Genomic DNA, 20,153 nt, shown 5'->3' on the forward strand with positions numbered 1-20,153 from the left:
GTCAGGAAGCCCGCTCGCTGCGTCGAAGCCCTCAACCGTAGTCCCTGCTACGCTTTTCGGACTTCTCCTGCCGAACGGGCTTCCTGACGCGATGACGCGCCGCCATAGCCTGAGAATTCCGGGCTAACCCGGTGGCCCCTGCCCCACAGGCTGCAACCTCCCGCAAGATCGGTGTCGTCACCGGGTTGGCTTCCGAGAGCGAGATCGCCGCGGCTCTGCTCGCCGACGCGACCCTGGAAGCCGAGGTGCTCTGCGCCGGCGCCAGCGCAGCACGGGCCGCCGAGCGGAGCGCCGAGCTCATCGCCAACGGCTGCCAGGCGCTCTTGAGCTTCGGCATCGCCGGCGCTCTGGCGGGCGAACTGGACTGCGGCGACCTGATCGTCGCCCACGGCCTGCGCGACCCCGAGGGGACAGACTACATCACCGACGCCGCCTGGCGCGGCCAGCTCGTCGCGGCGATGCAGGACAATGCCCTGCTCTACCGGGAGGGTGCGATCCTGGGCAGCCCGCGCACGCTGCGCAACCCGGCCGACAAGGCGGCGGCTTTCGCGGACAGTGGCTGTCTGGCAGTGGACATGGAATCAGTCGCCGTGGCCGGCGCGGCCGCGGAGGCCGGCCTGCCCTTCCTGGCGGTGCGCGCCATCGCCGACAGAGCCAAAGACAGCCTGCCGGCGCTGGTGGAGAATGCCGTGAAGCCGGACGGGCGGCCCGATGTGGCGCGCGCGCTGGCGGCGCTGCTGCGCCGGCCGGCGGAGATTCCGGCGACCCTCAGGCTGGCGCGCCAGACCGAGCTGGCGCTCGCCCGCCTGCGCATGCTGGAAGACGTGAAAGAGGTGTTATTCGGCCGCTTCTGAGGAGGAACCCGGTTTCTCGGGCTTCTGCTGTACCGCCTCGGCGACGAACTCCTCGAAGGTGTACTCGGCGGGGCGCTGTTTGGAGAGATCGATCTCCGGGGCCATCTCGCCCTCGGTGGAGACGCCGCTGAGCGCCACCTTCAGGGCCTTCAGCGGATGCGCCACGGTGTCGGCCACCGCCGTGCCCTCATAGCCGCAGTGGACCATGCAGTTGGCGCACTTCTCGTAGTTGCCGGTGCCGTAGCTCTCCCACTCGGTCTCATCCATCAGCGCCTTGAAGCTCGGCGCGTAACCCTCGTTCAGCAGATAGCAGGGCCGCTGCCAGCCGAAGACGTTGCGCGTCGGGTTGCTCCAGGGCGTGCACTCGTAGGCCTGGTTGCCGGCCAGGAAGTCGAGGAAGAGGCTGGACTGGGAGAAGCGCCACTTGCGCCCCTTGCCGCGGCGGAAGACCTCGCGGAACAGCTCCTTGGTGCCGCGCCGGCTGAGGAAGTGCTCCTGGTCGGGCGCGCGCTCGTAGGCGTAGCCGGGCGAAATGGTCACGCCCTCGACCCCCAGGTCGCGGGCGAAGTCCAGGTACTCGGCCACCTCGTCGGGCTTGGCGTTGTTGAAGAGGGTGCAGTTCACGTTCACCCGGAAGCCGCGGTCGCGCGCCATCTCGATGGCCTTCACCGCGCGCTTGAAAACGCCCTTCTGGTCGACCGCCCGGTCGTGCTCCTCCTCCAGGCCGTCCAGGTGGATGGAGAAAGTCAGGTACTGGCTGGGCGTGTAGTCGCCGATCTTCTTTTCCAGCAGCAGGGCGTTGGTGCAGAGGTAGACGAAGCGCTTGCGCTTCACCAGCTCCGCGACGATCTGCGGCATCTCCTTGTGGATCAGCGGCTCGCCGCCGGGGATGGAAACCACCGGCGCGCCGCTCTCCTCCGCCGCTTCGATGCACTCCGCCACCGAGAGCCGGCGGTTGAGGATCTCCTCGGGGTAGTCGATCTTGCCGCAGCCCGGGCAGGCCAGATTGCAGCGGAACAGCGGCTCCAGCATCAGCACCAGCGGATAGCGGCCGTTGCCCTTCAGGCGCTGCTTCATGATATAGGCGCCGACGCGCAACTGCTGAATAAGGGGAACCGCCAAGGGGTCACTCCGGAGACATAAGGGGAATCGCAGGCAAATACCGTTTTTCCGGGCCCCAGTCTAACGTTTTTGCGCTGCGACACCACCCCACAGGCTGTGGGGATTTAGGGGCACCTTCCCCGCCCGGCCTCCGTCAGGCCAGGTAGCCCGCCTGCTCGAACCAGCCGACCGCGTCCCGCAGGGCCTCCCTGGCGGGCCGGGGGTGGTAGCCGAGGCAGCGGCGCGCCTTGGCGCTGGAGAAATACATCGGCTTGGCGGCCATCTTCAGGCCGTCGACGGTCAACAACGGCTCCCGCCCTCCGGCCATCCGCGCCCAGGTTTCGGCGGCGTAGGCCAGGGGGAACAGCGGGCGGCGGGGCAGCCGCAGCCGTGGCGCCGGGGCTCCGCGCAGGGCCGCGACTTCCCGGAGGATCTCCCCAAGCCCCAGGTTCTCGCCGCCCAGCACGTAGCGCTGGCCGGTCTCGCCCTTTTCATAGGCCGCCAGGTGGCCCGCCGCGACGTCGTCGACGTGGACGACGTTGAGGCCGGTATCGACGAAGGCGGGAATCCGGCCCCGCGCCGCGGCCAGCACCATGTGCCCGGTCGGGGTCGGCTTCACGTCGCGCGGGCCGATGGGCGTGGAGGGATTGACGATCACCGCCGGCAGTCCGGCCTGGCGCTGCAGGCGGCGGACCTCCTCCTCGGCCAGGAACTTGGAGCGCTTGTAGACGCCGATCATGTCATCCAGGCAAACCGGCGTCTCCTCGTCCGCCGGCGCGCCCGCCGCCGCCTTGCCCAGCACCGCGACGGAGGAGGTATAGACGATCTTCTCCACCCCCTGGCGCAGCGCCAGTTCCATCAGCCGCCGGGTGCCCGCCACATTGGTATGGAGCATGGTCTCGGGCCGGCGCACCCAGATGCGGTAGTCGGCGGCGACGTGGAACAGGACCTTGGCGCCCTTGACCGCCGCCGCCAGGGACTCGCCGTCGGTCAAGTCTCCCTCGACCGCCTCGATATCCAGGCCGTCCAGATTGCGGTGGTCGCTGCCGCGCCGCACGAGACAGCGCGGCCTTTCCCCACGGGCAACCAGGGCTCGCACCACGGCGGAGCCGACGAAACCGGTGCCCCCGGTGACGAGAATAGTCATGGGGATCAGCTTGCGCCTCCCCCAGCGGGATCACAAACCACAAATTTCTTGCATGGGGCGGCGGCGACCGTACATCTGAGGAGGCATGAAAACGGCGACATCGATGAATATCTCCCTGCCGAAGACCTTCCTTCTGGCCCTGCTGCTTCTGCTGGCGCCCACCGCAAAGGCCGCGGAAACGCCCAGCGCTACGGTGGAGCGGCTGAACGCCGCCTTGCTGGAAACCATGCGGCAAGCCGAGGAACTGGGTTTCGAGGGGCGCTATGCCAAGCTGGAGCCGGTGCTGACGGAGGTCTTCGACTTCCCGGCCATGGCACGGATCACCCTGGGCAACCAGTGGTCCGGCATCAGCGACGCCCAGCAATCGGCCTTCACCCAGGCCTTCGCCGACTACAGCGTCGGCGTCTTCGCCCACCGCTTCGACGGCTTCGGCGGCGAGCGCTTCGAGGTTCTGGGCGAGCAGGAGGCCCGGCGCGGCGCGGTCCTGGTGCGCAACCGGATCGTGAAGAGCGACGGCGAGGCGGTCGAGATCAACTACCTGACGCAGCCCCGGGACGACGGGACCTGGCGCATCGTCGACACCATCCTGGGCGGCACCGCTTCGGAACTGGCGGCACGGCGCGGCGAATACAGCAGCATCCTGAGGAAGCTGGGCATCGACGCCCTGATCCGGACCTTGAAGGACAAGACCGCCGGCTTCGCCGCGGAATAACCCCCCAGTCCGACACAATTGCGTGTGGATTTGGCGCCGGACCCCCCTTCCCCTTATATAGGAGGACGCGCGCAAGCTCCACGAAGGGACGGAAAGGGAGAATCCATGCCGGGACCGCTGGACGGCTTCAGGGTCGTCGATCTGACCACCATGGTGTCGGGGCCGCTGGGCAGCATGATCCTGGCCGACCAGGGCGCCGACGTGGTGAAGGTGGAGATGCCCAGGGGCGGCGACCACACCCGCCAGGTGGCGACGCGCCGCAACGGCTATTCCGCCTCCTTCCTCAACAACAACCGCAACAAGCGCTCCATCGCCCTCGACCTGAAGACGCCGGACGGCCTGGAAGCGGTGAAGCGCCTGGTGCGCGAGGCCGACGTCTTCCTGCAGAACTTCCGCCCCGGCGTCACCGACCGCCTGGGCCTGGGCTACGAGGACCTCAGGGCGATCAACCCGCGCCTGGTCTACGTCTCCATCGCCGGCTTCGGCTTCGAGGGCCCCTTCGCCGGCAAGCCGGTCTTCGACCCTCTGATCCAGTCGCTGAGCGGCCTGACCACCGTGCAGGCCGGCTCCGACGAGGATCGCCCGCGCCTGGTGCGCACCATCCTGCCCGACAAGCTGACCGGCTTTGCCATGTCCCAGGCGGTCTGCGCCGCGCTGCTGGCCCGCAGCCGCAGCGGCGAGGGCCAGCACGTGCGCCTCTCCATGCTCGACACCGTGCTCGCCTTCCTCTGGAGCTCCGACATGGGCGGCCACACCTTCGTCGGCGACGAGATGGAGAAGGAGGCGGCGCAGAGTTGGATCGACCTGATCTACGAGACCAAGGACGGCTACATCTCCGTCGCGGTCATGCGCCACAAGGAGTGGCTCGGCCTCGCCGAGGCCGCCGAGCGGCCGGAATGGACCGAGGACCCGCGCTTCCAGGACTCCGAGAGCCTCGACAGGCACAAGCACGCGCGCCTGGAGCTGACCCAGGAGGTCTTGCGCGAGCGCACCACCGCCGAATGGATCGACCGGCTGGAAGCCGCCGGCGTGCCCTGCGCCCCGGTGCTGACCCGGCGCGAGGCGATCCGCCACCCGCAGGTCCAGGCCAACGGCATCGTCTTCGAGAACGATCACCCCGCCGCCGGGCGCCTGCGCCAGGCGCGCAATCCGGCGCAGTTCTCCGCCACGCCCAACGAGCACCGCTTCGGCGCCCCGGCACTGGGCGGCCAGACGCGGGAGATCCTGGCGGAGGCCGGTTATAGTCCCGCCGAGATCGAGGCCCTGATCGAGGCCGGCGCCGCCGCCGAACCCAAGCGTGCCGGCCCCCAGGGTACCGGAGAGGACGCGGCATGATCGATTTCTACTACGCCCCGACGCCCAACGGCTGGAAGGTCGCCATCCTGCTGGAGGAACTGGGCCTCAACTACACCACGCACCTGCTGAAGCTGGCCGAGGGTGACCAGTTCAAGCCGGAGTTCCTGGCCATCAGCCCCAACGCCAAGATGCCGGCCATCGTCGACCATGACGTCGAGGGCGAAGCGGTCAGCGTCTTCGAGAGCGGCGCCATCATGATTTATCTGGCCGAGAAGACCGGGCGCTTCCTGCCCCAAGGGCCGCTGGCGCGTAAGGAGCTGCTGGAATGGATGTTCTGGCAAGTCGGCAACCAGGGGCCCATGGCTGGCCAGCTCAGCCACTTCAAGAACTACGCGCCGGAAGGCCAGGACTACGGCTTCAAGCGCTACCTCGGGGAATACGAGCGCAATCTGGCGGTGCTGGAACGGCGCCTCGAAGACCGCGACTGGATCCTGGGCAAGGCCTACACCATCGCCGACATGATCGCCTTTCCCTGGGTCTTCATCGCCAAGCCTTTGGGCTCCTCGCTCGACGACTTCCCGAAAGTTGCGGCCTGGCGCCGGCGCATCAAGGAGCGCCCGGCCGTGCAGCGCGCCATCGACCTCTACAAGGACCGCCAGAACCGCGGCCAGCACACCGCCGAGAACAACGCCCTGCTATTCAATCAGGGCGCCCGACACCTGAAGGGCGCGGAAAACTAGGCCGCCCCTCTCGGCAGCCGCCGTCGACAACCTGGGGTCAGTTGCACACCCTGCGCCGATTGGCGATCCTCGACGCTTGCCCGGGGGTCGCGGCAACGAAGGGGGTTAGATCATGGGGCTATCGGTCATCGGCGCCGGCTTCGGGCGCACCGGAACTTTGTCGCTGAAAGGCGCGCTGGAACAGCTCGGCTTCGGCCCCTGCCACCACATGGCGGAGGTCTTCGCCCATCCCGAACAGATTCCCGCCTGGAAGCAGGCCACCGCCGGCGCCGCGGTCGACTGGGACGAACTCCTGGCGGGCTATCGTGCGACCGTCGACTGGCCCTCGGCCTACTTCTGGCGCGAACTGGCCGCAGCTTACCCCGAAGCCAAGGTCCTGCTCAGCACCCGCGACGTGGATTCCTGGTACGCGAGCTTCAGCAACACCATTCTGAAGCTGATCGCCGCGAAGGACGAGATTACCGTGCCGCCCGTCCGCGCGGCCTTGGAAATGGGCGCCCCCCTGGTCTCCACCAAGGTCTTCGGAGATCGCGCCGACGATCCGGAGCATGCCAAGGCGGTGTTCCGGGCGCACGAGGCGGAGGTGCGCCGGACCATCCCGGCGGAACGGCTGCTGGTCTTCGACGTGCGCGAAGGCTGGGCGCCGCTCTGCGCCTTCCTCGCTGTGCCGGTCCCCGACGGCCCCTTCCCGCGCCTCAACGACGCCGAGCAGTTCAAGGCGCTGACCGGAAGCTAGACTGCCCCGGGATTTAGATCTCGATGACCAGCTTGCCGAAGTGGCCGGCCGCTTTCATGGTGCGGTAGGCCTCGGGCGCGTCGTCGAAGGCGAAGCTGCGGTCGATGACCGGGCGCAGTTCCGCCGCGGCGATGGCCTGGTTCATGTCGCGGAAGAGGTTGCGCGAGCCGACGTAGATGCCCTGCACGGTCAGCGACTTGCTCATGATCGGGCGCGGGTTGACCACACCGCCGGAAAGCACGCCGATGAAGCCGATGGTGCCGGCGATGCGCGTCGCGGCGATGGACTTCTCCAGGGTGCCGGCGCCGCCCACCTCCACGGTCAGGTCGACGCCGCGGCCTTCGGTCATCTCCAGCACCGCCTTTTCCCAGTCCGGCGTGGCGCGGTAGTTCACCGTCTGCCAGGCGCCCAGCGCCTTCGCCTTGGCCAGCTTCTCGTCGCTGGAGGAGGTGATGATGACCCTTGCGCCCATCAGGGTGGCGAACTGCAGGGCGAAGATAGAGACGCCGCCGGTGCCGAGCAGCAGCACCGTGTCGCCGGCCTTCAGCTTCCCGACCGGCACCAGGGCGCGCCAGGCGGTCAAGGCTGCGCAGGGCAGCGTCGCCGCCTCGGCGAAGCTCAGGTGGTCGGGGATCTTCACCAGGCCGTCGGCCCGGAGGTTGCGCTCCTCGGCCAGCACGCCCTCTATCTCGCCGCCCAGGGCCGAGGCCATGGCTTCCGCCGTGCAGGGCCCGTCGATCCAGTTCTGGAAGAAGCAGCCGGCAACCCGGTCGCCCGGCGCGAAACCGCTCACGCCCGGCCCCACCGCCAGCACCTCCCCGGCGCCGTCGGAGTTGGGGATGCGCGGCAGCTCGACGTCGCGCGCCACCGGGTCGCTGATCACGCTGAGGTCGCGGTAGTTGATGGCATTGGCGCGCAGGCGCACCCGCACCTCGCCGGGGCCCGGGTCCGGCAGGCCGACCTCCGCCAGCTTCAACCCGTCCAGGCCCTCGGTGGTTTGGATCTGCCAGGCGCGCATTCTCGACTCCTCCCTCTCTAAAGACAGCGCCGATCATAGCCGGACGCGGCCCAGCCGCAATGGGGGGCCGCAATGGGGGCCCTTTCCCTGGCGGCCCGCGCCAAGCTCTGCTAAAGCCTTGGGAGCGATTCCGGGGGGAAGAGTAGAGATGCCTTTGCTGACCACCACCATCGGGGCCTATCCCAAGCCGAAGTCGGTGAAGATCCCCGACTGGTTCGACCCGGGCGCCATGGACTCCAGCGTCGCCACGCGCGACTACGTGCAAGCCGTCGCGAAGCTGGGCGCCGAGGCGGAGAAGGTTATCGCCCAGGGCGTCAAGGAGGTGATCGAGGACCAGGTCGCCTGCGGCATCGACATCCCCACCGACGGCGAGGTGAAGCGCGAGAACTACGTGCACTACCACTGCCGCCACCTGGAGGGCTTCGACTTCGAGCACCTGACCCACCGGGTGCTGCGCGGCGGCGCCTACGAGACCGACCTGCCGACGGTGCGCGGCCCGGTCAAGGCACGCGCCCCCTTCCTGCCCGGCGACTGGAAGCTGGCGCAGTCCTTCACCGAGCGCCCGGTGAAGATGACCCTGCCCGGCCCCATGACCATCACCGACACCACGGCGGACGAGCACTACGGCGACCCCATCGCCCTCGGCCGCGACCTGGCCGAGGCGCTGAACCAGGAGGTTCTGGCCCTGGCCGAGGCCGGCTGCAGACACATCCAGATCGACGAACCGCTCTTCGCGCGCAAGCCCAAGGAAGCGCTGGACTACGGGCTGGAGAACATCGCGCGCTGCTGGCAGGGCGTGCCGGACGGCGTCATCAAGACCATGCACATGTGCTGCGGCTACCCCAACTACCTGGACCAGCAGGACTACGCCAAAGCCGACCCGCGCGCCTACTTCGACCTGGCCCAGGCCGTCGACGAGTCCGTCGTCGATGCCATCTCCATCGAGGACGCCCACCGTCCCAACGACCTCTCGCTGCTCGACCTCTTTCAGAACACCACGGTGATCTTCGGCGTCATCGCCATCGCCCGCAGCCGCGTCGAGACGGTGGAGGAAGTGCGCGAGCGCCTCAAGGCCGCCCTCGAGCATCTGCCGCCCGAACGCCTCGTCGCCGCGCCGGACTGCGGCCTGGGGCACCTGGGCCGCGAGCTGGCGATGAAGAAGCTGAAGGTGCTGGGCCAAGCGGCGAAGAGCGTCTAGCCGCAAGGCGCCTATGACCCGGACCCTCGATCAGCCTACGCTCACGGCACCGGACCACGAGAGCCATCCGCTCGGCCCCTGGCTGGTCTTCGCCTCTGCCGTAGTGTGGAGCTTGGGCGGCATCCTGGCGCGGCTTGCCGAGGTCGAGAATCCCTGGACCACCATCTTCTGGCGCGCCGGCACGGCGACGCTGTTCCTGCTCGCCTTCATGCTGCTGCGCGACGGGCGGGCGGGCACTGCCGCGCTCTTCGCCCGCATGGGGCCTGCGGGCTTCGCCGTCGGCCTCTGTTTCGCCATCGCCTCGACGTCCTTCGTCGTCGCGCTGCAGTTCACCACCGTGGCCAACGTGCTGCTGATGCAGGCCGGCGTGCCGCTCATCGCCGCGCTCATTTCCCGCGTGCTGTTCGGTGAACCCTTGCGGCTGGTGACCGGCCTCGCCATCGCCGCGGTGATCGCCGGCGTCGCGGTGATGGTCTCGGACTCGCTGACCGGACGGGTGTCGCCTGTCGGGGACGGCCTCGCGCTGCTCATCGCGTTCTCCGTCGCCACCGCGACCGTCATCACCCGGCGCAAGTCAGGCATCCGCATGACGCCAGCGGTCTGCACCGGGTCGGCCATCGGCTGCGCGGTGGCGCTGGCCATGAGCCTCGCGACGGCAGGCAGCGTGGCGGTGGCGGGCTGGCAACTGCCCATCCTTGCCGTATTCGGCATGACCCTCGGCCTCGGCATGGCCCTCTTCACGCAAGGGGCGCGCCTCATCCCCTCCGCCTTCGCCGCCCTGCTCGGCACCGCCGAGACGATCCTAGGGCCCCTGTGGGTCTGGCTGGTCCTCGATGAGACGCCGACGCCGCGCACGATCGTCGGCGGCGCCATCGTCCTGACCGCGATCGTCGGCTATCTGATCTGGCAGATCGCCAACCAACGCAAGATCCGGCGTACAGCGCCGCCTGCCCTGTAACGCCAGCGACTCCAGGCCATCAGTTATGCGGCGGCGCCGACAGATATCGGGCCTGCTGCCTTGAACCGGGGCGCCGCGCGCGGCTAGGCTGAGGGCAAGGCTGCCGTCCGTGCAGCCGTCTTCGCAATTCGGGGGATCTCGCCTTGGAAAAGATCAACATCCAGTTCACGCTGTTTTCCGCCTTCTACTCGCCGCTGATCTCCACCATGTCCGGCGGCTTCCTGAAGGAGGAAGGGCTGGATCCCGAGTGGTCCGTTGCTCAGCCCGGCGTCTCCGCCATCCAAGCGCTGCAGGACGGCACCGCCCACGTGGTGCAGTCGGCGCTCAGCCAGGCCTTCGGGCCGCTGAACGAGGGCAAGACCCCGCCGGTGGTGCACTTCGCCCAGGTCAACGAGATGGACGGCTTCTTCATCACCGGGCGCGAGGCCGACCCCGACTTCACCTGGGACAAGCTGGAAGGCGCCGAGGTGGTGATGTTCAAGGGCGGCCAGCCGCGCGCCATGTTCAACTACGCCTGCCACAAGGCCGGCATCGACTTCGACAGGATCAAGCCGGTCACGCCGGGCGGCGCCGCCGACATCGACAAGGCCTTCCGCGAGGGCCAGGGGCTCTACGTGCAGCAGCAGGGTCCCTTCCCCCAGCAGCTGCAGGCCGACGGCATCGGCCACGTGGTGGCCCAGGTCGGCCCGCAGATCGGCCCCTGCGGCTTCTCGAGTTTGGCGGCGACGCGCGAGTGGCTGCGGACCGACATGGCCAAGGCCTTCGTGCGCGCCTACAAGAAGACCCGCGCCTACATGAACGAGACCCCGGCCGCCGAGATCGCCAGGGCGGAGAAACCCTACTTCCCGAAGATCGACGAGGCGGTGCTGGCCGACTGCATCGCCACCTATCAGAAGCTCGGCTGCTGGACCCCGCACGTGGAAATCATCGAGGCGGCCTACGAAGTGACGCTCGACGTCTTCGAGTACAACGGCCTGATCAAGCAGCGCTACGCCTACGATCAGGTCTGCGTGAAGCCGCCACAGGGGTAAATTAAGGCGAGGGTGACTGGAGTGAGTGAGGACTACGACGCCTTCGGCAACGATCGAAACGCGGTTCGCGTCCCTTATGACGCCTCGACTGCGGGCTTCGACGATATCGATCTAAGGAACGTCAGGTCGGCCATCCGGGAACTCGGCGGGTTTGATGGCGCAGCGATAGCCAGCTACATGGCCTTGATCGGCGTTTCAGATAAGAACCTCAGAGATCTGTCTGATCGATTGGATCACCCCGGCCAATTGGGCTTGCTTACACAAGAAGAGCTTTGTGCATTGATTGCCATGTGCAACGTCGTCTGCGCTGCTTTGGGAGACGAAGAACTCGCGACATTGACCGAAAGCGGTCGCGATGAGCACTTTCTGACCATCCGCCGCCTTTATCACGCATTCAGGCGCCAAACCCGGTCGCAACGCACCTAGCCGAACACTTGGCTTGTCATGCTCGGGCTTGACCCGAGCATCCATGGCAGAGGCCGGCCGCCAAGCGGCAGCCATGGACCCTCGGAACAAGTCCGAGGGTGACAGGTGGAGAGTGCCCTAGACCTTCAGCGCCTGTTCCAGGTCTTCCACTAGGTCGGCGGCGTCTTCCAGGCCGACGGAGAGGCGCAGGGTGCCGTCGCTGATGCCCAGCTCGGCGCGGGCCTCGGGCGAGAAGCGCTGGTGCGTCGTCGTCGCCGGGTGGGTGACGAGGCTCTTGGAATCGCCGAGGTTGTTGGAGATATCGATCAGCCGCAGCGCGTTCAGCAGGCGGAAGGCGCGGGCCTTGCCGCCCTCCACCTCGAAGGCCACCAGGGTGCTGCCGCCCTTCATCTGGCGCTTGGCCAGCTCGGCCTGCGGATGGCTGGGCAGACCCGGATAGAGCACCCGCGTGACGCCGGGCTGCCGCTCCAGGAACTCGGCCACCGCCAGGGCGTTGGCGCAGTGGCGCGCCACCCGGATGTCCAGCGTCTCCAGGCCCTTGACCATGACCCAGGCGTTGAAGGGGCTCATGGAGGGGCCGGTGTGGCGGTAGAACATCTGCAGATGGTCTTCGATGAAGGCGTTGCTGCACAGCACCGCGCCGCCCAGGGTGCGGCCCTGGCCGTCGATGTGCTTGGTGGCGGAGTAGACCACCACGTCGGCGCCTAGCTCCAGCGGGCGCTGCAGCACCGGCGTGGCGAAAACGTTGTCCACCACCACCGTGGCGCCGGCGGCGTGGGCCAGCTCGCTCACCGCCTCGATGTCGATCACCTCCAGCGTCGGGTTGGAGGGCGTCTCCATGAAGACCGCCTTGGCGCCCTTGGCCAGGGCCTGCTCCCAGGCGGACAAATCGGTGCCGTCGACGAGCTGGCTCTCGACGCCGAAGCGCGGCAGCAGCTCGGAGATGATGTAGGCGCAGGAGCTGAAGAGCGCGCGCGAGGCGACGAGGCGGTCGCCGGCCTTGAGCTGCGACATGAGGGAGGCGAAGACCGCGCCCATGCCGCTGGCCGTGGCGCGGCAGGCCTCGGCGCCCTCCATGAGGCGCAGGCGTTCCTCGAACATGGAGACCGTGGGGTTGGCGTAACGCGAATAGACGAAGCGCTCCTTGTCGCCCTTGAAGGCGGCCTCGGCCTCCTCGGCGGTGGCGTAGACGTAGCCCGAGGTGAGGTAGAGCGCCTCGCTGGTTTCCTCGAAGGGGCTGCGCGCCAGGCCGCCGCGCACCAGTTCGGTCTGCGGGCGCCAGCGGCGGGTCGTGGTGGTGTCTTTCGGCATGATCTTGTTCTTCGATGTCGGCCGGGAAATTCCGGCCCGCTTATTCTTAGCCCTCGTCCTTACCCTTGGGCCCAGGGCAGGCCGGCAACCTTCCAGCCGCCGACGCTGCCGCGGTGCATGTCGCCGTCGCGGTCGCCCTCGAAGCCCTCGGCCACGTTGTAGCAGGGCCCGAAGCCGGCGGCGGTCAGCGCCATGGCGGCCGAGCGTGAGCGCGCGCCCGAGCGGCAGAGCAGCAGCACCGGCTGGTCCTTGCCCACGCCCTTGGCCGCGACCTCCTCGACGAAGCCCTCGTTGCGCGCCATGTCCGGAAAGACCTGCCAGGAAACGCAGAGCGTCTCCTTGCCGATGCCGTCAAGGCGCGGCACCCCGACGAAACCCCACTCGGGCAGCGTCCTCACGTCCACCAGCACCGCCTTGGGATCCTTCTCCAACAGCTCCCAGGCCTCCGCCGGACGCAGGTCGCCTGCATAGCCTTCGTTCATGCTTCGCTCTCCCTCTTCCGGCCCCTTGTCCCGGCGCCGGCCTGTCGTTCGATCCGGCCGTCTGCCGGGGCGGCGAGTTTAGGCCTCGGGACGGCAGACGCAACCACCTATTTCACACCAGGAAATGCAGCCTGCCCATGAAATAACTCAAGATTTGAGGAAATAGTCCTCAGCGAAGAGCAGCGTGGCCGGATGCAGGCGGAAACCGCCCACCTTGTCGGACATGACCGTGACCACGGAAAGCCAGGACGGCTGCACCATAGGACCGACTTCCTGCATCCTGATCTGGATGCGGCGCATCACCTCCCGCCGCGCGGCGATGTCGACCTCCGCCCCGGCGCGCTGCAGCAGTGCGTCGATCTGCGGATCGGCGAAGCCGGTGGTGTTCCATGGCACGCCGGAGCGCACGGTGAGGTCCAGCAGCATGAAGCCTAGGGGCCGCGGCGCCCACTCGACAAAGGCCAGGGGCGCCTTGTCCCAGACCTCCCAGAAGCGCGGCGGCGGCAGAACCTCGGTGGCGCAGCGGATGCCGGCCTCGGCGTACTGAGCCGCCATGACCTGGACCGCGTCCAGTTCCCACTGCGGCCAGTTCTTGCAGGTGATGGTGATGTCGATCCCCTCGGGGTGGCCGGCCTCGGCCAGCAGGGCCCTGGCCGCGGCCGGATCCCGCGCCAGCGGCGGCAGCGGCGCATAGCCGGGATGGACCGGCGCCACCAGGTGGTGCTCGGCCGGCTCCCCGAAGCCGCGCAGGGCCAGGCGGGTGACCTCGGCGGCGTCGATGGCCAGGCGCATGGCGCGGCGCACCCTCACATCGTCGAAAGGCGGCCGGTCGACCTTCATCTGCAGCATGGCGGTGGCGGCGGTACGGGTCCGGTGGACCGTCAGGCCCGGCCGTCCGGCCAGGGTTTCGGCGACGGCATAGTCGCAGCGCACCAGGCCGTCGACCTGCCCGGAAACCAGTGCCCCGCTGGCCGCGACGGGCTCGTCGCCCAGGTCGATGACCGCCAGTTCGTCCAGCAGGGCGCCGCGCGGTCCCGCCCCTTCGCGGGCCCGCAGCACAGCGCGCTCGCCGACCTGCCATTCCACCAGCCGGAAGGCGCCGGTGCCGTTGCTGTCGATGCCGAAGTGCCCGCCCTCCTCCGGATCCAGCATGACGTTGGTGAAGTGGAAGAGGTGCTCGGGCACCGCCAGTTGCGGCTGCTTGAGGTTGAGGCGAACGTGAAAGTCGCCGGCCTTCTCCACCGCGCTGGCGTCCCAGAGGCGCCGGGTGACCGCGCCGTCCTGCAGCTTCTCCTCCAGCATGTAGCCGCTCATCAGGCCCAGGGCCGAGGATCCCGTCGCCGGATCGAGGATGCGGCGCAGGTTCCAGACGACATCGTCCGCCGTGAAGCGGCGCCCGTTGCGCCAGGTCACGTCGTCGCGCAGGAAGAGGTCCCAGGTCTTCAGATCCGGCGCCACCTGCCAGTGCGACAGCAGATGCGGACGGGTGATGTTGTCGAAGCCGGTGCGGGTCAAGGGTTCGCAGACCTGGTGCACCAGGCTGGCCGGCGGCAGCCAGGCCAGGGCATGGGGGTCGCCGAGGGCGTGCACCCGCCCGCCCAGGGTCAGGCGGCCGCCGCGCCGGGGCCGCAGCGCCTGTGCCGCCGCCGGGCGCGGTCCTCCGGCCAGGGCCGCCGCAGCGCCCGCCGAAAGGCCCAGCAGCGTCGCCAGACGGAGGAAATCGCGGCGCCTCAGCCGCCCGGCAGCGAGCAGCCCGCCGGCTTGATCGATCAGTGGATGCAGGCGCTCTTCGCACATCCCGGCCTCACTTCCTGTGGCAGAGGCCAAACCCATGCGGCCTCCCGACCGCCGTATGTCCAGCGGGAGACTCCGCCAACCAGCCCTACCCTGAGGCGATATGATAGGCGGGGCCGGAAAGCCAAGTCTAGGCTGGCGGCCCCGCTTCGGAGCGGCCGGGTTCCGGCAGCTTTGCCTGGTCGGCGAAGTGGATCACATGCTGCGGGAAGGGAATCTCGATGCCGGCTTCGCGGAACGCCTTGTCGATGGCGAAGCGAAGATCGCTGGAGATCATCAGGCGATAGCTCACTTCGTTGGTGAAGCAGCGCAACTCGAAGTCCAGGCTGCTGTTGCCGAAGTTCACGAACAGCACCTGCGGCTCCGGCGAGGTCAGCACCTTTTCGTGATGGTTGGCGCAGTCCAGCAGCACCTCCCGTACCTTCTCGACGTCGGAGCCGTAGGCCACGCCGATCGAAATCTCGATGCGGCCGTAGGTGTCCTTGTGGGTCCAGTTGATCACCGAGGTCGAGATGAATTCGGAGTTCGGAATGATCACCGAGGCGCGCTGAAAGGTGGTGAGCTCCGTCGAGCGCACCGTGATCCGTTTCACCGTGCCCTCGTTGCCGCCCACCAGAACCCAGTCGCCGACTTTGATCGGCCGCTCGATAAGCAGGATGATGCCGGAGACGAAATTGCTGACGACCGCCTGCAAGCCAAAGCCGATGCCGACCGAGAGCGCGCCGGCGATCAGCGCGATGTTGGAGAGGTCGATACCCAGGGCGGAAATGCCGAAGGCCGCGGCGACGATCACGCCGATATATCCGAGACCCGCGGAGAGCGAGTTCTGCACGCCGATATCGAAGCCCGTATTGGGCAGGACCCGATTGGTCAGAAAGCGCTGCCCGAGGCGCGTCAGCGCCAGCAGGACGGCGAATACCGCCAAGGCCACGACCATATCGGAAAAGGAGATGGTGACTCCGCCGATCGTGATTCCGGAGGCCAGACGGCGGGCCTCCGCCCAGTATTCGCCGAAAGGCGCAAACCAGATCGAGGCGATGAGCACCGGGGCGGCGATCGCCAGGACCGTGTCGAGCAGAAACCGCAGCCAGAACTTCAAACGGTTGCGCAGGACATGAGCCAGTCCCAGCACGTTGCTCACGGCATTCGACCGCATGGCCGCGCCGATCAGCTCCCGCACCAAGCCGCGCAGGATGGCCATCGCCACCAGGATCAGGATGCTCAGCAGCAGATTGGAGATGAGGAAATCGGCAAGGTCGGCGTAACCGAAGAAGGCCGCGACGATGCCGGCCAGGGCGATGGGCGCGATCAGGCGGCGCAGGAAGCGCCAGAGAGCGGACTCCGGCACGCTGCCTTCGTCTTCGCCCGCTGCGGCTTCGCCGGCCGTCCCGGCCTCCGCCGCCTCGGCTTCCCCGGAGATCAATTCGCGCCGCCAGTAGCGCTGGCGCGAGATGTCGATGACCGGCAAGGCCAGCACCAGGATCACGATGAAGGTCGACAGCGAGAAATAAGCATCGCTGACGCCGATTTGCTTCTGCGCCTCGAAGAGGAAGATGGCCGCGGCGAAGAGCCCCGCCAGCAAGGCGAAGCGCCAGCCCAGCCGGCGCGAGTTGTCCGGCGTGACCGGCAGCAGCCGCCACTGCGGCAGGTCGGGGGACAGCACCGCATAGGGCACCGCCCAGGCGAGGCTGAAGAAAACCATGACCGCCAGGAAGGTGGTGACCACGGTCCAGAACAGGCTAGCGTCGGCCTCGTAATGCGGCCTCGCGGCATAAAGCAGCCCGGCGAAAACCAACGCCGGAATGATGCCGCGGGCGACGGCGCTGGCGATGGCGGCCAAGAGCCGTGCGCTGTAACTCGGCTGGCTCGCCGAAGGGTCGCGGCCGTAGCGCCCCAGCAGCCAGCGCCGCAGCAGCCAGCCCGCCGCGATCGCCAGCAGCAACTGCAGGCCGATGCGCAGCGACACCTTGCTGCGGCGTTCCTCGGCTTCCAGGTTCTGCCACCAGGCGACCGGCGAGCGCGCGATCTGGTTGATGATCGAGAAGAACTCGGGCCCTGCGGTACGCCAATTCTCCATCGCCCAGGGCGCCGGATAGGCACGGAACAAGGCTTCGAAGCGCTTGCGCTGCGTGAGCGTGCCGACCAGCTTGTCCAACTCGTCGGCCTGGACGATGACGAGGTTGGCCTGGGTGATGAGCGCCTTCACCTGCTGCAGTTCCATCTGCAGCGCCTGGCGCTGCTGAGCGACTTCCGGCGCCTCTTCGCCTTGACCTTCCTCCGGCGGTGGGCCGAGGGCGGCCAGCCGGCGCTCCCTGGCCTCGACTTCAGGCTGCATCGCCTCGATCAGGGCTTCGGCCTTCCCGCGCACCTCCCCGGTCGCTTCCAGGAATCCTCCCGCGCTCTCCGCCGTGGTGTCGGCGCGGTACAACTGCTGCTCGATGAGGTCGAGCCGGTGGGTCCACTGCTCGATCGCGGCTTGCCCTTCGGACACCTGGGCAGCGGCGGGCCCTGCCGCGGCGGCGCCCAGGCAGAGAATCGTCAGGACAAGCAGGCGAAGCATGAGCAGGCGCAAAGCGGCGATCCTTCCCGGAAACCAGAAATACCTACCATGCCGACTTAAGTCAGAGAAAGCTGCCCTTGCAACCGCCCGATCTTATTCTAGTCTGAAGACCACAGAGGGCAGAGATCACCGAACGGAACCCCATGAGCAGCAATCTGGCCAACGGCGGCAGAATCCTGGTTGATCAATTGGCGGCCGAGGGCGTCGACCGCGCCTTCGGGGTGCCCGGCGAGAGCTATCTGGCGGTGCTCGACGCCCTTCACGACACCCCGGAGATCACCTACCATCTCTGCCGCCAGGAAGGCGGCGCGGCGATGATGGCCGACGCCTACGGCAAGCTGACCGGGCGCCCGGGCATCTGCTTCGTGACGCGCGGGCCGGGGGCGACCAGCGCCAGCGCCGGCGTGCACGTCGCCTTCCAGGACTCCACGCCGATGATCCTTTTCATCGGCCAGGTCGGCCGCGGCATGACCGAGCGCGAGGCCTTTCAGGAGATCGACTACCGCCGCATGTTCGGCCAGATGGCCAAGTGGGTGGCCGAGATCGACGACGCCCGGCGCATCCCGGAAATGGTGAGCCGCGCCTTTCACACCGCCACCTCGGGCCGCCCGGGGCCGGTGGTGCTGGCCCTGCCGGAGGACATGCTCTCGACGCCGGTGCCCGCCCCCTTGATCGCCAAGCCCTACCACGCCAGCGCCGGCTATCCGGACCCGGCCCTGATGGCGGAGTTCCGCCGGCGGCTGGAGCGGGCCAGGCGGCCGCTGATCGTCGCCGGCGGCGGCGGCTGGAGCGCCGAGGCCAAAGCCGGGCTGGAGGCCTTCGCCGGCGCCGCCGGCCTGCCGGTCGCCGCCTCCTTCCGCTGCCAGGACTACTTCGACAATACCCACGAGAGCTACGTCGGCCAGGTCGGCATCGGCATCGATCCCAAGCTGGCCGCCCGGGTGCGCGAGACCGACCTGCTGATCCTGCTCGGCTCGCGCTTCGGCGAGATGACCAGCAGCGGCTACAGCCTGATGAAGATCCCCAACCCCGACCAGCCGCTGGTCCACGTCTATCCCGATCCGGAGGAACTGGGCCGCGTCTACCGCCCCGACCTGGCGATCCAGGCCGGCGGCGCCGCCTTCGTGCGGGCGCTGGGCGAGATGGCGCCGCTCGACGGTGGCGCGTGGCAAGACTGGACCGCCTCGGCGCGCGCCGACTACCTGGCCCACAACACGCCGACGGAGATCCCCGGCAAGCTGCAGATGGGCAAGGTCATGGACTGGCTGCGCGAGACCCTGCCGCCGGAGACCATCGTCACCAACGGCGCCGGCAACTACACCGGCTGGGTGCATCGCTTCTACCGCTACCGCCGCTTCCGCAGCCAGCTCGCCCCGACCTCCGGCTCCATGGGCTACGGTCTGCCGGCGGCGGTGGCCGCCAAGGCCGTCCACCCGGACCGTCCGGTGGTCTGCTTCGCCGGCGACGGCTGCTTCATGATGCACGGGCAGGAGCTGGTGACCGCCGTGCAGTACGGCCTCAACATCATCGTCATCGTGGTCAACAACGGCATGCTGGGCACCATCCGCATGCACCAGGAAAACCACTACCCGGCCCGGGTCAGCGCCACCGATCTGGTGAACCCGGACTTCGCCGCCCTGGCGCGCGCCTACGGCGCCCATGGCGAGGTGGTGGAAAAGGACGCGGACTTCGCCGAGGCCTTCACGCGCGCCCAGGCCAGCGGCAAGCCGGCCCTGCTGGAACTGCGCCTCGACCCCGAGGCGATCACGCCCAGCGCGACCCTCAGCGGCCTGCGCGCCAAGGCCCAGGCCCAGGCCCAGGCGACGTAGTTTCCGGCACGATCACGTTACCGGTCCGCAGCAATCGCCAAAGCGCCGCCACTCACTGCTGCCGTCACCCTCGGGCTTGTCCCGAGGGTCCAGGGTGGCTGGCTGAGCTGTTGCCCTGGATGCTCGGGACAAGCCCGAGCACGACGATCGAATGAATTCTTAAGGGTAGTTGCAGCGGTCGGCGGTGACGGTCAGGAAGCCGCGGGCGCCCGGCAGCGCGGTGAAGCGGAACTCGTTGCCGCCGGAGACCACGGAGTGGTGCAGCGGCAGGGCCCCTTCGGCCGTCACCGTCTTGCCGCCCAGATAGGTGAAGGTGACGGTGACCGGCTTCTCGGGATCGTACCAGGCCTCCAGGTTGCCGCCGGCGTCGCGCGAGGCCTCGCCAACGGCGGTCACGGTGATGGTACGCTCGCCGAAGCTGACGGCGTCGTTGGCGCCGCCGCTCTGCAATTCCGTGGAAACGATGAAACGCTTGGTCTCCGGGTGCTCGTCGCAGACCCGTGGGCTGTCCGCCGCGGAGACCAGGAAAGCCAGGCGCTCCTCGTTGGCGCCGGCCTCCAGCTTTTCCTGCACCAGCTGCATCATCTCGCGCACGAACCCCGTCGGCACCTCACGCTGGTAGCGCGCTTCCCAGGAGGAGATAACCTTGCGCGCCTTGGCAAGCTCCGTGGCCAGCGCCGCGCTCTGCTGCTCCAGGCCGCCGACCTCCGTCTCCAGGGCGGCGATCCGTTCGTTCGCCTTCACCACTTCGCGCTCGGCGAGCTGGGACCCAAAACGGTGGGAGTAGACGCCCGCGGCAATGACCAGCAACAGGGCCAGGGACCACTTGGTGACGCCCCACCAGAAGCGGCGGCGCCGCCGCTGCCGGTTTTCATGCAGTCCGAGAGACATGTTCCGATTAACGCCTTTGCATCAAGTTTCTAGCTCATTCCGTGGCGAGGCTTGCCGGCACCGCCAGGC

The 20,153-nt window shown here is 68.2% G+C and carries 18 protein-coding genes; 10 read left to right on the top strand and 8 right to left on the bottom strand.

Features of this window, described 5'->3' with window-relative positions:
* Window positions 1-131: 131 nt before the first annotated feature.
* A complete protein-coding gene (locus AAFN88_RS20400) occupies window positions 132-854 on the top strand; it encodes a purine phosphorylase (RefSeq protein ID WP_347522534.1) in 723 nt (240 codons plus the stop codon).
* Here AAFN88_RS20400 and hpnH read toward each other — a convergent pair.
* Both hpnH and hpnA read right to left on the bottom strand, forming a co-directional pair.
* Complete coding sequence (hpnH, locus tag AAFN88_RS20405; RefSeq protein WP_347522535.1) at window positions 837-1,976, bottom strand: adenosyl-hopene transferase HpnH; 1,140 nt, start codon at window positions 1,974-1,976, stop codon at window positions 837-839. The two genes, AAFN88_RS20400 and hpnH, sit on opposite strands and share 18 nt — an antisense overlap.
* Window positions 1,977-2,109: 133 nt before the next feature.
* On the bottom strand, window positions 2,110-3,102 hold the full coding sequence (gene hpnA, locus AAFN88_RS20410; RefSeq protein WP_347522536.1) for a hopanoid-associated sugar epimerase: 993 nt from the start codon (window positions 3,100-3,102) through the stop codon (window positions 2,110-2,112).
* An 85-nt stretch (window positions 3,103-3,187) separates the two neighbouring features.
* On the opposite strand from hpnA, the gene AAFN88_RS20415 reads away from it, so the two are divergent.
* The 4 genes from AAFN88_RS20415 (at window position 3,188) to AAFN88_RS20430 (ending at window position 6,586) form a co-directional block, all read left to right on the top strand.
* Window positions 3,188-3,814, top strand: a complete 627-nt coding sequence (locus tag AAFN88_RS20415; protein WP_347522537.1) for an ABC transporter substrate-binding protein — start codon at window positions 3,188-3,190, stop codon at window positions 3,812-3,814.
* 105 nt (window positions 3,815-3,919) lie between these two features.
* Window positions 3,920-5,149 carry a CoA transferase gene (locus AAFN88_RS20420; RefSeq protein ID WP_347522538.1) on the top strand — a complete coding sequence of 410 codons (1,230 nt, stop codon included), beginning with the start codon at window positions 3,920-3,922 and terminating at the stop codon, window positions 5,147-5,149.
* The gene (locus tag AAFN88_RS20425; RefSeq protein ID WP_347522539.1) at window positions 5,146-5,850 is read left to right on the top strand and encodes a glutathione S-transferase C-terminal domain-containing protein; all 705 of its coding nucleotides are present in this window, start codon (window positions 5,146-5,148) and stop codon (window positions 5,848-5,850) included. Before AAFN88_RS20420 ends, AAFN88_RS20425 begins: the two co-directional genes overlap by 4 nt.
* Before the next feature lie 112 nt (window positions 5,851-5,962).
* Entirely contained in the window at window positions 5,963-6,586 is a 624-nt protein-coding gene (locus AAFN88_RS20430) for a sulfotransferase family protein (RefSeq protein WP_347522540.1), read from the top strand.
* A gap of 13 nt (window positions 6,587-6,599) precedes the next feature.
* Here the strand turns inward: AAFN88_RS20430 and AAFN88_RS20435 are convergent, their stop codons facing one another.
* The gene (locus AAFN88_RS20435) at window positions 6,600-7,604 is read right to left on the bottom strand and encodes an NAD(P)-dependent alcohol dehydrogenase (protein ID WP_347522541.1); all 1,005 of its coding nucleotides are present in this window, start codon (window positions 7,602-7,604) and stop codon (window positions 6,600-6,602) included.
* Between the two features lie 148 nt (window positions 7,605-7,752).
* On the opposite strand from AAFN88_RS20435, the gene AAFN88_RS20440 reads away from it, so the two are divergent.
* From AAFN88_RS20440 to AAFN88_RS20455, 4 genes are all read left to right on the top strand, one after another.
* Entirely contained in the window at window positions 7,753-8,802 is a 1,050-nt protein-coding gene (locus tag AAFN88_RS20440) for a cobalamin-independent methionine synthase II family protein (protein ID WP_347522542.1), read from the top strand.
* 13 nt (window positions 8,803-8,815) lie between these two features.
* Window positions 8,816-9,760 carry a DMT family transporter gene (locus AAFN88_RS20445; RefSeq protein WP_347522543.1) on the top strand — a complete coding sequence of 315 codons (945 nt, stop codon included), beginning with the start codon at window positions 8,816-8,818 and terminating at the stop codon, window positions 9,758-9,760.
* Window positions 9,761-9,903: 143 nt separating this feature from the next.
* On the top strand, window positions 9,904-10,791 hold the full coding sequence (locus tag AAFN88_RS20450; protein WP_347522545.1) for an ABC transporter substrate-binding protein: 888 nt from the start codon (window positions 9,904-9,906) through the stop codon (window positions 10,789-10,791).
* Between the two features lie 21 nt (window positions 10,792-10,812).
* Window positions 10,813-11,217, top strand: coding sequence for a hypothetical protein (locus AAFN88_RS20455; RefSeq protein WP_347522546.1), 405 nt, complete (start codon window positions 10,813-10,815; stop codon window positions 11,215-11,217).
* Window positions 11,218-11,334: 117 nt separating this feature from the next.
* Here the strand turns inward: AAFN88_RS20455 and AAFN88_RS20460 are convergent, their stop codons facing one another.
* The 4 genes from AAFN88_RS20460 to AAFN88_RS20475 form a co-directional block, all read right to left on the bottom strand.
* Complete coding sequence (locus tag AAFN88_RS20460) at window positions 11,335-12,528, bottom strand: O-succinylhomoserine sulfhydrylase (protein WP_347522547.1); 1,194 nt, start codon at window positions 12,526-12,528, stop codon at window positions 11,335-11,337.
* A 59-nt stretch (window positions 12,529-12,587) separates the two neighbouring features.
* A complete protein-coding gene (locus AAFN88_RS20465; RefSeq protein ID WP_347522548.1) occupies window positions 12,588-13,010 on the bottom strand; it encodes a rhodanese-like domain-containing protein in 423 nt (140 codons plus the stop codon).
* A 147-nt stretch (window positions 13,011-13,157) separates the two neighbouring features.
* Window positions 13,158-14,807: an ABC transporter substrate-binding protein gene (locus tag AAFN88_RS20470; RefSeq protein WP_347522549.1), complete on the bottom strand. Its 1,650-nt coding sequence runs from the start codon at window positions 14,805-14,807 to the stop codon at window positions 13,158-13,160.
* A gap of 127 nt (window positions 14,808-14,934) precedes the next feature.
* Window positions 14,935-17,376 (bottom strand): mechanosensitive ion channel domain-containing protein, encoded by a 2,442-nt coding sequence (locus AAFN88_RS20475; RefSeq protein ID WP_347522551.1) that lies wholly within the window; start codon window positions 17,374-17,376, stop codon window positions 14,935-14,937.
* Window positions 17,377-17,507: 131 nt separating this feature from the next.
* On the opposite strand from AAFN88_RS20475, the gene AAFN88_RS20480 reads away from it, so the two are divergent.
* Entirely contained in the window at window positions 17,508-19,193 is a 1,686-nt protein-coding gene (locus AAFN88_RS20480; RefSeq protein ID WP_347522552.1) for a thiamine pyrophosphate-binding protein, read from the top strand.
* A gap of 159 nt (window positions 19,194-19,352) precedes the next feature.
* Here the strand turns inward: AAFN88_RS20480 and AAFN88_RS20485 are convergent, their stop codons facing one another.
* Window positions 19,353-20,084 (bottom strand): hypothetical protein, encoded by a 732-nt coding sequence (locus AAFN88_RS20485; RefSeq protein WP_347522553.1) that lies wholly within the window; start codon window positions 20,082-20,084, stop codon window positions 19,353-19,355.
* Window positions 20,085-20,153 lie beyond the last annotated feature (69 nt).

This window comes from Pelagibius sp. CAU 1746 (assembly GCF_039839785.1).
Classification (GTDB): domain Bacteria; phylum Pseudomonadota; class Alphaproteobacteria; order Kiloniellales; family Kiloniellaceae; genus Pelagibius.